The organism is Streptomyces sp. NPDC088910 (assembly GCF_044749865.1).
Lineage (GTDB): Bacteria > Actinomycetota > Actinomycetes > Streptomycetales > Streptomycetaceae > Actinacidiphila.
Genome location: NZ_JBIVIV010000009.1, coordinates 42983 through 55315 on the forward strand (window position 1 = coordinate 42983; position 12333 = coordinate 55315).

A 12333-nucleotide genomic window follows, 5' to 3' on the forward strand; every position below is an offset into this window, starting at 1 on the left:
GAAGTCATTCACCGGAGGTGCCCTCCCGCATCGGGACGCGCACGCCGCGCTCGGCGGCCACCTCGTCGGCGCGGTCGTAGCCCGCGTCGACGTGGCGGATGACGCCCATGCCGGGGTCGTTGGTGAGGACGCGGCGGATCTTCTCGGCGGCGAGGGGGGTGCCGTCGGCGACGGTGACCTGGCCGGCGTGGATGCTGCGGCCGATGCCGACGCCGCCGCCGTGGTGGATGGAGACCCAGGAGGCGCCGGAGGCGACGTTGACCATGGCGTTGAGCAGCGGCCAGTCGGCGATGGCGTCGGAGCCGTCGAGCATGGCCTCGGTCTCGCGGTAGGGGGAGGCGACGGAACCGGCGTCGAGGTGGTCGCGGCCGATGACGACGGGGGCGGCGAGGGTGCCGTCGGCGACCATCTCGTTGAAGCGCTCGCCCGCGCGGTCGCGTTCGCCGTAGCCGAGCCAGCAGATGCGGGCGGGCAGGCCCTGGAACTGGACGCGTTCGCCCGCGAGGCGAATCCAGCGGGCCAGCGACTCGTTCTCGGGGAAGAGTTCGAGGATGGCCTTGTCGGTCTTGTGGATGTCGGACGCCTCGCCGGACAGCGCGGCCCAGCGGAAGGGGCCCTTGCCCTCGCAGAACAGCGGCCTGATGTAGGCGGGGACGAAGCCGGGGAAGGCGAAGGCCCGCTCGTACCCGGCGAGTTGGGCCTCGCCGCGGATGGAGTTGCCGTAGTCGAAGACCTCGGCGCCCGCGTCCTGGAAGCCGACCATGGCCTCGACGTGCGTGGCCATGGACTCGCGGGCCCGCTGGGTGAATTCGGCGGGCTTCTCGGCCGCGTAGTCGGCCATGTCGGAGAAGTCGATGCCGAGCGGGAGGTACGCGAGCGGGTCGTGGGCGGAGGTCTGGTCGGTGACGATGTCGACGGGGGCGCCCATGGCGAGCAGTTGGGGCACCAGTTCGGCGGCGTTGCCGAGGACGCCGATGGACAGCGGGCGGCGGGCGTCGCGGGCCTCGGTGGCCAGCCGCAGCGCGTGCTCCAGCGAGTCGGCCTTCACGTCGAGGTAGCGGTGCTCGATACGGCGCTCGATGGCGCGCGGGTCGACGTCGATACAGAGCACGACGCCGCCGTTCATGGTGACGGCCAGCGGCTGGGCGCCGCCCATGCCGCCGAGTCCGGCGGTGAGGGTGATGGTCCCGGCGAGCGAGCCGCCGAAGCGCTTGGCGGCGACGGCGGCGAAGGTCTCGTAGGTGCCCTGGAGGATGCCCTGGGTGCCGATGTAGATCCACGAGCCGGCGGTCATCTGGCCGTACATGGTCAGGCCCAGCGCTTCGAGGCGGCGGAATTCCTCCCAGTTCGCCCAGTCGCCGACGAGGTTGGAGTTGGCGATGAGGACGCGCGGCGCCCACTCGTGGGTCTGCATGACGCCGACCGGGCGGCCGGACTGGACGAGCATCGTCTCGTCCTGCTTGAGGCCGCGCAGGGTGCGGACCATGGCGTCGAAGGAGTTCCAGTCGCGGGCGGCCTTGCCGGTGCCGCCGTAGACGACGAGCTTGTCGGGGTGCTCGGCGACCTCCGGGTCGAGGTTGTTCTGCAACATGCGCAGCGCGGCTTCCTGCTGCCAGCCCAGCGCGCTCAGTTCCGTACCGCGCGGTGCGCGTACCGGCCTCGGTCCCGTCATCGGTGCGGCCTCCTCGTCGTCGGCGCACCCGGTGTGGGTGCATCCATTCACATCCTGACTAGCTGAATAGCTCTAGTCAACAAGGTGCGGTCGCGCGGCCCCGGTGAGATCGGCGCGACCACTCCTTGAGCCGGGTTGGCGGGCGCGGGCGGGGAGGTGGTGGGATGGATGTCATGACGGATGAACTGGGAATACGACGGGGGCACGCGCTGCGTGCCGCGGTGGAGCAGGGACTGGTCGGCGAGGCGGAGCCGGTCGTCGGCCTGCTGGACGTCACCGGCATCGAACGCTCGGCGACGGCGCTGCACGCCGCCTTCGCGACGCCGGGCGTGGCCGTCACCCACACCTTCGCCGTCAAGGCCGCCTCCCTCGTCCCGGTGCTCGCGCTGCTCGGCGAGTGCGGGCTCGGCGCGGAGGTCGCCAGCCCCGGCGAGCTGGCGCTGGCGCGCGCCGCGGGCATCCCGGCCGACCGGACCGTGCTGGACTCCCCCGCCAAGACCGTGGCGGAGCTGCGCGAGGCGCTGGAGCTGGGCATCGCCGTCAACGCGGACAATCCGCAGGAGCTGGCCAGAATCGACGCGCTGCGCCTGGCCGGGGCGGAGTCGGCCTCCCCCGTCGGGCTGCGGGTCAACCCGCAGGTGGGCGGCGGCACGATCGGCGCGATGAGCACCGCGACGGCCACCTCGAAGTTCGGCGTGGCGCTGCGCGACCCGGGCGCGGAGGAGTGGGTGCTGCGCGCGTACGCCGAGCGCCCCTGGCTCAACCGGCTGCACACCCACACCGGTTCGCAGGGTGTGCCGCTCGAACTGATGGCGGCGGGCGTGCGGGCCGCGTACGAGCTGGCCGAGCGGATCAACGCGGCGGCCGGGCGGCAGCAGGTCAGCGTGCTCGACATCGGCGGCGGCCTGCCGGTGAACTTCCGCTCCGACGACGTCGCGCCGTCCTTCGCGGACTACGCGCGCGTGCTGCGCGCCGAGGTGCCCGGCCTCTTCGACGGGCGCTACGGCATCGTCACCGAGTTCGGGCGCTCGCTGCTGGCCAAGAACGGCACGGTGCTGGCGCGGGTGGAGTACGCCAAGTCCGCGGGCGGGCGGCCGATCGCGGTGACGCACGCGGGCGCGCAGGTGGCCACCCGTACCGTCTTCGTCCCCGAGGCGTGGCCGATACGGGTGCTGGCGCTGGACGGGAAGGGCCGCGAGAAGGACGGCGAGCCGGTCGTGCAGGACGTGGCGGGGCCGTGCTGCTTCGCGGGCGACCTGGTCGCGCAGGGCCGGGCGCTGCCGCTGCTGGACGCGGGTGATTTTGTCGCGCTGCTCGACACCGGCGCGTACTACTTCTCGAACCACTTCGCGTACAACTCGCTGCCCCGGCCCGCCGTCCACGGCTACACCGCGGACAGCACGGGCTCGGTCACCTTCGCTCAGGTCAGGACCGCCCAGACCCTGGACGACCTGGTCGCGGAGAGCGGCGGCGCCCTGCCGCCCCTGCGCCGGGGCTGACGGCGACGACCGGGCTGCCCCTCGCTTAGCGCGGGGGCAGCAGCCCGGTGCCGGGGCCGACCGCCGTCACCCGGGTCAGGACCGCCCGGCGGCGGCCACCCGGCGGTCGCCTTCCCTCGGCTCAGGACCGTCCGGCGCGCGGACGGGCCGGGCGCGCGGAGCGGCGGCGCGGCGCCGGGGCCGCGACGGGGTTGGCGGCGGTCACCGGGCCGCGGCGGCGGCCGCCGCCGGGGGCCGCGTCGCCCGCGGCGATCCCGGTGAGCTGGTAGGCGGCGCCGTCGCCGTCCGGGCGGACCCACAGCAGGGCGTCCTGGGAACGCTCGATCCGAGCGATCCTGCGGGACTTGGCCCACAGCCCGGCGCCGATGCCGCCGAGCAGCATGCCGCCCGCGCAGGGCAGCGCGAGCGACGAGGCCGCGGCCACCACGAAGGCGGCGAGCAGCCACCACCTGCGGCGGCGCAGCCAGGCGCGGGCGGTGACCCTGCGGTCCTGGAGGAAGACGCTCTTCGCCGCCTTGGTCGCGGCGCTCGCCCGCTCGGCGTACCGGCCGCCGCGTACCGCGTAGGCGGTCACCGCGGCGACGATGAACGCCACCGCGCCCGCCATGACGCCGATCCGGCGTCCCGTCGGGCTGAAGGTCACCGCCGTGCCCGGCACGGCCGCGATCACCCCCGCCCACCACAGCCAGCACGCCGCCGCGCGCACCGTCACTGCCACCCGTGCCAATGTGTAGGCCCCGCGCACCACGTCGCGCCTCCTCCTTCGCTGCCGTCCTTCGCCACGGCATCACCCAGCAAGTGGTGGGGAGGGTACTCAGTGTTTCTCAGATTTTCGTTAAGAAGTGCGGCTTCCGGCCCGGAATCATGCGGATTCGCCGCGGGCGGGGCGGCGCCGGACCCATGAGACCGGCACCGGCCCATGAGACCGGCACCGGGCCCTGAGAACGGCACCAGGCCATCAGAACGGCGCCCGAGGCGCTACTCGGTGAAGACGCCCCGCGCCGCCGCCCGGGCGTCGAATTCCTCCAGGCGCGCCTGGGCGTCGGGGAGGGCGTCGCACATGGACTCCAGGAGGACGCGGCCGAGGAGCATGGGGGCGCAGGCGGTGTCGAAGGCGAGGCCGGTGCCGACGGCGGCGGGGAGGAGGAGGTCGGTGTGGGCGGCGACGGGGGCGAAGGCGCTGTCGGCGACGGTGACGACGGTCAGGCCGGCCGCGCGGGCGTGGGCGAGGGCGTCGACGACCTCGCGGGGGTGGCGGGGCAGCGCGAAGCACAGGAGGGCGGTGGCTCCGGCGCGCACGGCCGCGTCGAGCCGGTCGGCGAGCATCGTGCCGCCCTCGTCGAGGAGCCGCACGTCGGGGTGGACCTTGGCGGCGAAGTACGCGAAGCCGCGGGCCTGGGCGCCGGCCGCGCGCAGGCCGAGGACCGGGAGCGGCCGGGACGCGGCGAGTACGGCGCCCGCGCGGGTGGCGGGCCCGGTGTCGCCGAGCAGTTCCGCGAGGTGCCGCAGATTCTCGATCTCGGCGTGCACGGCCTGCTGGTACTCGTTGTACGCGGCCGTCTCCGGCTCCGCGGGCGCGGGCGCGACCTCGCGCAGGTGGCGGCGGAGCGCCGGGTAGCCGTCGAAGCCGAGGGCGACGGCGAAACGGGTGACCGACGGCTGGCTGACGCCCGCCAGTTCCGCCACCTCCACGCTGGACAGGTACGGTGCCTGCGCGGCCTTACGCACCAGGCAGTGCGCGATCCGCCGCTGGGTGGGCGTGAGGCGGTGCGCCTCGAAGAGTTTCAGCAGCCGGGCCGAGGCGCCGCCCGCCGCGTCCCGCGTCACCACGTCGCTCCCCGTCACCGCACCGGCCCTTCGCCGTCCCCGACCTTCGCCGCCCAGCCCATCGTGACCCCGTCCACCGGCTCTTATTCACTGGGACAAGACTCTGCATGACGATATGCAGTCCGGGCAAGGCTACGGTGCCTGGGCGCCCGGCAGGTCGCGGTTCTCCTCGACCCGCAGGGGGCGCTCCTCGGTTCGGTGCGGGCGCTCCTCGGTTCGGTGCGGGCGCTCTTCGGCCCGGAGGGGGTGCTCCTCGACCCGGCGGGAGTGCTCCTCGGCGACGGAGCTGCGGATCACGCGCGAGGCCGACAGCGCGTGGCGGCGGTGGACGACGGCCAGGACGATCGCGGTGGCGATGGCGATCAGGTGCTCGCGGCCCGCCAGATTCGGCTTGATGACGGACTCCATGACCATGGAGCCGCCGGTGAAGAAGAAGACGATGGGCGCGCGCTGCGTGATCGACAGATACGTGAAGAGCCCGACGACGGCGGCCGACGGCCCGGTGTCGAGGATCGCCCCGGCGTCGGGCGGCAGCCCGAGCCCCCACCAGCCGGTGCCCATCGCGATCATGGCGCGCGCCATCAGGGTGCCGACCAGCGTCGTGGTGTACGCGATCACCAGCGTCCTGGCCCGCCCGAGTACCAGCTCGGCGAGCGCGAAGGCGAGGAAGAGCTGCGTCATGCCCGCCCACACGGGCAGGTCGAGCGCGGGGACGTACAGCGAGACCGGTGTCCGCAACAGGGCCAGCGGCAGCGGCAGATCGGCGTAGACACCGCCGACCACGCGCACCACGGTCGCGCCCGCCCTGCTCTGCGCTATCCCGTGGAAGAAGATCACCCCGAGCCCGGCGAGGAACGCCAGGGACAGTCCGGGCAGCCCGCGGCGCAGCAGCTCACGCACCGGCGCGACGACGATCCCCTGCCACTCGCCGCGCACGGTCCGCCAGATCAGCCGCAGGGCTCCCCGCAGTGCCGTCCCCACCCGCTCCGCGGCGCCCCGACTCCCCTCGCGGACCTTGCCCGGCACCCGACACCGCCCCCTCTCCCGCTCCAAACTCCGCCCACAAGCGTATAGACGCGTCTATCCGCCGGACATCCGCCCCATGCGGACCATGACGTAGGACGCCGTCAGGGTTTGCGAGGTTTACCCACCCGCGTCCTCGACCGGCACGGCGAAGGGGCCGGGCAGGCGGTGAACACCTGCCCGGCCCCTTCAGGAGCCGGAGCGAGTCGGACATAAAGGACGAACAGTGCGGACCGAGCGGACCGCACCGCGCGGGGTCAGCGGTGGCCGGACTCGTCCAGTTCGCGCTCGGGAGCGGGACCGCCGGGTGCGGCCGCGCGGGTGCGGTCGGCGTGGCCGGGCCACCAGGCCGCGTGCCCCATCAGGGCGGTGAGACTGGGGGTGAAGAACATGGCCATGACGAAGGCGGCGACGATGATGCCGAAGGCGACGGCGAAGCCCATCTGGGTCAGGAAGGCGTTGCCGGAGAGCATCAGGGTCGCGAAGGTCGCGGCCAGGATGAATCCCGCGGCGCCGATCGTCGGACCCGCGTGCCGCAGCGCCATGCTGGCGGCCTCGCGTGGCTCGCGGCCTTCCTGCGCCTCCTCCCGCAACCGGGCGATCATGAGGATGTTGTAGTCGGTGCCGATGGCGACGACGAACAGATACATGATGATCGGCAACAGGAAGATCAGCCCGTCGCCGCGGCCGAAGATGAGCACGGTCGCGCCGAGGGTGGCGCCGAAGCCGAGGGCGACGGACGCGATGAGGTACCAGGGCGCCACGACGCTGCGCAGCAGCAGTCCCAGGATGATCATGATGAGGACCGCGGCGACCGGGAAGACCGTCTTGTAGTCGTGGTTCACCGCCGCGTTGATGTCCTTGAAGATCGAGGACGAGCCGCCGACGAGGGCCTCGGTGCCGGGCGGGGCGTTGTCGTGCGCGACCGTGCGCACATCACCCACCGCGGCGATCGCCTTGTCGCTGGCCGACTCGTACTTCAGGGTCACCGTGAAGTTCGCGGTGGTGCCGTCCTTGTTGAGGTCGTTCTTCTGGTCGAAGGAGACGTCCGCGACGCCGTCGACCTTCTTCAGCTTGTCGGCGTACGCGGTGTAGTCGACCGAGCCCAGCGGCTTGTTCGAGGTGCTGGTGAGGAAGACCGAGGTCGGCTCCGCCGCACCGGCCGAGTACGCCTTCTGGAGGGTGTCCTGGACGACCATCGACTCCTTGGTCTTCGGGATCGACCCGGACGCCAGGTCGTAGGACGCCTTGTAGCCGAGGGTGCCGAGCGCGAGCAGCAGCATGACGAGACCGGAGACGATCGCCACCATGCCGGACCTGCGGCCGACGACCCGGCCGATGGCCGCGAAGCGCGCGTCGGAGGGCTCCTGCTGCCACTTCTTGCCGGGCCAGAACAGGGCGCGCGGCGGGATCAGCGAGCAGATCGCGGGGAAGAGCGTGAGGCCCGCGATCAGGGTGACGGCGACCAGGATGGCCAGCGCCGGGCCGAGCTGGGTGAGGAAGCCCAGGGTGGACAGCGCCAGCGCCAGGAAGGAGATGATCACCGCGCCCGCCGCCGAGGCGATGGCCTCGCCGACGCGGGTGACGCTGTTGATCATCGCTTCCTTGGGTTCGTCACCCGCCCGCAGCCGTTCTCGGTAGCGGAACATCAGGAAGAGGAAGTAGTCGGTGCCGACGCCGAGGACGACCACGATCAGCAGCGCCGAGATGGAGCTGTTGGCCTGGAGTCCGAAGATCTTGGTGGCGTCCGCGATCAGCGCGTTGGCGACGGTGAAGACGACGCCGGTCAGGATGACCAGCGGCATGATCGCGATGAGCGGCGATCTGAAGATGATCGCCAGCGTGATGATGATGATCAGCAGGGAGCCGACGAGCGCCACGGCGTCCGACGTCTTGCCCGCGTCCTGCTGGTCGAGGGCCTGGGCCGCCTGCCCGCCGACCTGCACCTTCAGATCGGTGCCCTTGGCGAGCGCCGTGGAGTCGTCACGCAGCGCCTTGGCCGCGTCGGCCTGTTTGGGCTGACCGGCCGTCTCCTTGTTCATCTGGACCAGCGCGGTCTGGTACTTGCCGTCCTTGGACGCGCTGCCCTGGACGACCTTCTGGACCTGGTCGATCTTCTTCTTGCCCAGCTCGTCGGTGATCTTGGTGATCTCCGACGTGTCGGCGTCGGTCAGCGCCGCGCCGTCCGTGCGCTGGTAGAGGACGATCGCGGCCGGGGTGAAGGCGGCGGGGAACGCCTTCTCCTGGACGTCCATCGCCTTGATCGACTCGTAACTGCTGGGCAGGAAGCTGCTCTCGTCGCTGTTGGACGGGAGACTCGGTGCGGTGGCGATGATCGCGACGGCGGCGATCAGCCACGCGACGATCGTCCATACGGGATGGCGGACGACGGTGCGTCCGATGCGGTGGAACATGCGGTGCTGCCTCCATGGCAGGGCGTATCACCGCCACCCTTTGGAGCGGGGCCCGGGTATCGGCGACCCGGGCGGCGTGTACCGGCCGCCCGGTGGTGTGCAAGGGGGTGGACTTATAGGCCAGGAGCCTACTTGCCGCCCGGCAAGCGGCAACTCCGGCCCCCGTATCCGTACCTTTTTCATACGGGCGGCAGCAACTTCTTTTGCGGCTTCCCCATCGCGTTGCGCGGCAGTTCAGGCAGGAAACGGACCATTCTGGGCCGCTTGTGGACCGACAGCCGGGTGGCCACGTAGTCCGTCAGTTCGGCCGCCGTCACCCCGTCCGCGACGACGTACGCGACGATCTGCTGGCCGAGGTCCGCGTGCGGCGCGCCGACGACGGCAGCCTCCCGTACCGCCGGGTGGTCGAGCAGCGCGTTCTCCACCTCGCCCGCGCCGATCCGGTAACCGCCGGACTTGATCAGGTCGGTGGAGGCCCGGCCGACGATCCGGTGCGTGCCGTCCTCGTCCACGCTCGCGATGTCGCCGGTACGGAACCAGCCGTCGGCGGTGTACGAGGCCGCCGTCGCCTCGGGCCGCCCGAGGTAGCCGTCGAAGAGGGTGGGCCCGGTGAGCTGCAACTCGCCGACGCCGTCGGCGGATTCGGCGATCCGGGTACGGATGCCGGGCAGCGGGGTGCCGACCGCGCCGGGGCGCCGCTCCCCCGCGGCCCGCGCGCTCAGGGTGATCAGCGTCTCGGTCATGCCGTACCGCTCCACCGGGGCCTGGCCGGTGAGCGCCAGCAGGTCGCGGAAGACGGGCGCGGGCAGCGGCGCGCTGCCGGAGACCAGCAGCCGCGCCCCGGACAGCGCGCGGGCGGCGGCCTCGTCCCGCACCATCCGGTGCCAGACCGTCGGCACGCCGAAGTAGAGGCTGCCGCCCGCCGCCGCGTACGCCTGCGGGGTCGGCCGTCCGGTGTGCACCAGGCGGCTGCCGGTGCGCAGCGCGCCGAGCACGCCGAGGACCAGGCCGTGCACATGGAAGAGCGGCAGGCCGTGCACCAGGGTGTCGTCGGCGGTCCACTGCCAGGCGGCGGCCAGCGCGTCCAGGTCGGCGGCGACGGCGGCCCGTGAGATCAGTACGCCCTTGGGCGGGCCCGTGGTGCCGGAGGTGTAGAGGATCAGGGCCGGCCCCGGCGCGGGCGTCCCGGTGAAGTCGGCGCGCTCGGCGAAGTCCACCGGCAGCGTCCGGGCGCCGGAGTCGCGCAGGACGTGCTCGCGCTCGGCCGGGCCCGCGTCCGGCGCGAGCGGCACCACCGGCACCCCGGCGAGCAGCCCGCCGACCACGGCCGCCACCGTCTCCAGCGACGCCGTCGCCTCCACGACGAAGGCCCCGGTCCCGGCCGCCCGCCGCGCGACCGCGCCCGCGGCGCCCAGCAGTTCCTCGTACGAGCAGGACCGGCCGTCCACGGTCAGCGCGTCCGCCCGGTCCCGGCCCTCGTACAGCGCCGTGAGCAGGGGGACGGCGGGCGGCTGCGGCACGGGGGAAGGCATACGGGAATCTCCTCGCGGACGGCTGGCCCCCGGCGCATTCGGGGGCTAACCCCAGTGTCGCCCACCCCCCGCTGTCCGTACGGTGTCCGCATGGACGCCCGCGACCCGGAACTCAACAAGGAACTCTCCGCCACCTTGCAGGCACGCAAGGACCTCGGAGCGGAGTACGAGTCGGAGCTGGTCGACTCGTTCATGGAGAAGGTGACAGAGCGCGTCGACAGCCGCGTGGAGCAGCGCGTACGGCGTGAGCTGGCGCAGCAGCAGACGTCGTACGCCCGCGCCGACCGCCGCCCGATCGGGCCCCCGCAGCCCAGCGCGCGCTTCGCCCGCTACGGCTTCGCCGGGTTCACGATGATCGCCGCCATCCCGCTGTCCGCGATCGGCGCGGTCAACGCCGGTACGGCGGGCCTGTTCATCACCTGGGCGGGCATCGTGGGCGTGAACGTCGCCCAGGGCCTGAGCAGCTTCCTGGTCCCGCGCTCGAAGCGCGACGACGACAAGGACGATTGGGCCTAGGGCCGGACAGGCCCTGGCCGGCCGGGCCCCGCGCCGAAGTACCCGCACCCGTACGGTGCGCCTTCGCGATCGGGCCGGCGAAAGAGTTAGCGCGGGAACCGCCGCACCCCCGGAACAAGGCCGGAGGGCGGGACGACGGCGGTTCCCGCGGTGGACGCGGGCTGGGTCAGGGCCGAGCACTCGCGTCCAAGGGTCACCATGGAGTCCGGGAGCCGCTCCGGAAGTCCTTGGCGCCACATTCAGTTGTGCCGACCGGCCGGTGTCCCGTGCCTTTCGACATCCCCTAATGTGCCGGACGCTTGTTAAGCCCGTGCTGCGCGGACGTGTCGCGGGTGTACCAGTTTCCGCGAATCCCCGCCCGCGCCGCGGACACCCGCCGCACACGGCCCCCCGGCGGCTCAGACGCCGCTGTGCCCGGCCAGGAAGGTGAGCAGGTCCTGCCTGCTCACGACGCCGGTCGGCTTGCCCTCCACCAGCACGATCGCAGCGTCGGCGCTCTCCAGCACCGTCATCAGATCGGCGACCGGCTCGCCCGACCCGACCTGCGGCAGCGGCGCGGACAGGTGCTTGTCCAGCGGGTCCTCCAGCGTGGCGCGCTTGGTGAACAGCGCGTGCAGCAGGTCGCGTTCCACGACGGAGCCGATCACCTCGGCGGCCATCACGTCCGGGTGCCCGGCGCCGGGCTTGACGACGGGCATCTGCGAGACGCCGTACTCGCGCAGCACCTCGATGGCCTGGCCGACCGTCTCGTCCGGGTGCATGTGGACGAGCTGCGGCAGCCCGCCGTCCTTGTGCGCGAGGACGTCGGCGATCCGCTGGTTGCCGCCGCTCTCGTCGAGGAAGCCGTGCGAGCTCATCCACTCGTCGCTGAAGATCTTGGAGAGGTAGCCGCGCCCGCTGTCCGGCAGCAGGACGACGACCACGTCGTCGGGGCCGAGCCGCTTGGCGACCTCCAGCGCGGCGACGACCGCCATCCCGCAGGAGCCGCCGACCAGCAGGCCCTCCTCCTTGGCCAGGCGGCGCGTCATCTGGAAGGAGTCCTTGTCGGAGACGGCGACGATCTCGTCGGCCACCTCACGGTCGTACGCGGTCGGCCAGAAGTCCTCGCCGACGCCCTCGACCAGGTAGGGCCGCCCGGAGCCGCCGCTGTAGACCGAACCCTCGGGGTCGGCGCCGACCACCTGGACGCGGCCTTCGCTGGCGTCCTTCAGATAGCGCCCGGTGCCGGAGATGGTGCCGCCGGTGCCGACGCCCGCGACGAAGTGGGTGATCCGCCCCTCGGTCTGCTCCCACAGCTCGGGGCCGGTGGAGTGGTAGTGCGACAGCGGGTTGTTCGGGTTGCTGTACTGGTCCGGCTTCCACGCGTTGGGCGTCTCGCGGACCAGCCGGTCGGACACGTTGTAGTACGAGTCCGGGTGGCTGGGGTCGACGGCCGTCGGGCAGACGACGACCTCGGCGCCGTACGCCCGCATGACGTTGATCTTGTCGGTGGAGACCTTGTCGGGGCAGACGAAGACGCAGTGGTAGCCCTTCTGCTGCGCGACGATGGCCAGGCCGACGCCGGTGTTGCCCGAGGTGGGCTCCACGATGGTGCCGCCGGGCTTGAGATCGCCGCTGCGTTCCGCGGCCTCGATCATGCGCAGCGCGATGCGGTCCTTCACCGAACCGCCGGGGTTGAAGTATTCGACCTTGGCCAGGACGGTCGCCTGGATCCCCTCGGTCACGCTGTTGAGCCTCACCAGCGGGGTATTGCCCACGAGGCTGATCATCGAGTCGTGAAACTGCACCGTATGTCTCCGGGTTCTCCGTGATGGTGGGGCCAAGCCTAGGGCGTGTCCGCAAGGTCTCGT

The 12333-nt window shown here is 72.3% G+C and carries 9 protein-coding genes; 2 read left to right on the plus strand and 7 right to left on the minus strand.

All coding sequences use genetic code 11. The features are described 5' to 3' along the window. Nucleotides 1–4: 4 nt before the first annotated feature. The gene (gene hutU / locus ACIP4Z_RS21170) at nt 5–1672 is read right to left on the minus strand and encodes a urocanate hydratase (RefSeq protein ID WP_401310210.1); all 1668 of its coding nucleotides are present in this window, start codon (nt 1670–1672) and stop codon (nt 5–7) included. 173 nt (nt 1673–1845) lie between these two features. Here hutU and ACIP4Z_RS21175 point away from each other — a divergent pair, with 173 nt between their 5' ends. Beyond that, nucleotides 1846–3171: a diaminopimelate decarboxylase gene (locus ACIP4Z_RS21175; protein ID WP_355346968.1), complete on the plus strand. Its 1326-nt coding sequence runs from the start codon at nt 1846–1848 to the stop codon at nt 3169–3171. 121 nt (nt 3172–3292) lie between these two features. Here ACIP4Z_RS21175 and ACIP4Z_RS21180 read toward each other — a convergent pair whose 3' ends face one another. The 5 genes from ACIP4Z_RS21180 to ACIP4Z_RS21200 all read right to left on the minus strand — a co-directional run bounded on the left by ACIP4Z_RS21180 (nt 3293) and on the right by ACIP4Z_RS21200 (nt 9967). Continuing rightward, nucleotides 3293–3889: a hypothetical protein gene (locus ACIP4Z_RS21180; RefSeq protein ID WP_401310213.1), complete on the minus strand. Its 597-nt coding sequence runs from the start codon at nt 3887–3889 to the stop codon at nt 3293–3295. A 260-nt stretch (nt 3890–4149) separates the two neighbouring features. After that, on the minus strand, nt 4150–5016 hold the full coding sequence (locus tag ACIP4Z_RS21185; protein WP_401310216.1) for a MurR/RpiR family transcriptional regulator: 867 nt from the start codon (nt 5014–5016) through the stop codon (nt 4150–4152). Between the two features lie 114 nt (nt 5017–5130). Beyond that, nucleotides 5131–6024 (minus strand): hypothetical protein, encoded by an 894-nt coding sequence (locus tag ACIP4Z_RS21190; protein WP_401310219.1) that lies wholly within the window; start codon nt 6022–6024, stop codon nt 5131–5133. 254 nt (nt 6025–6278) lie between these two features. After that, entirely contained in the window at nt 6279–8435 is a 2157-nt protein-coding gene (locus tag ACIP4Z_RS21195; RefSeq protein WP_401310222.1) for an MMPL family transporter, read from the minus strand. A 179-nt stretch (nt 8436–8614) separates the two neighbouring features. After that, nucleotides 8615–9967, minus strand: a complete 1353-nt coding sequence (locus ACIP4Z_RS21200) for an AMP-binding protein (protein ID WP_401310225.1) — start codon at nt 9965–9967, stop codon at nt 8615–8617. Between the two features lie 90 nt (nt 9968–10057). On the opposite strand from ACIP4Z_RS21200, the gene ACIP4Z_RS21205 reads away from it, so the two are divergent. Further along, nucleotides 10058–10483: a hypothetical protein gene (locus ACIP4Z_RS21205; protein ID WP_355346956.1), complete on the plus strand. Its 426-nt coding sequence runs from the start codon at nt 10058–10060 to the stop codon at nt 10481–10483. A gap of 398 nt (nt 10484–10881) precedes the next feature. Here ACIP4Z_RS21205 and ACIP4Z_RS21210 read toward each other — a convergent pair whose 3' ends face one another. Beyond that, entirely contained in the window at nt 10882–12270 is a 1389-nt protein-coding gene (locus ACIP4Z_RS21210; RefSeq protein ID WP_355346953.1) for a cystathionine beta-synthase, read from the minus strand. Nucleotides 12271–12333: the final 63 nt, after the last annotated feature.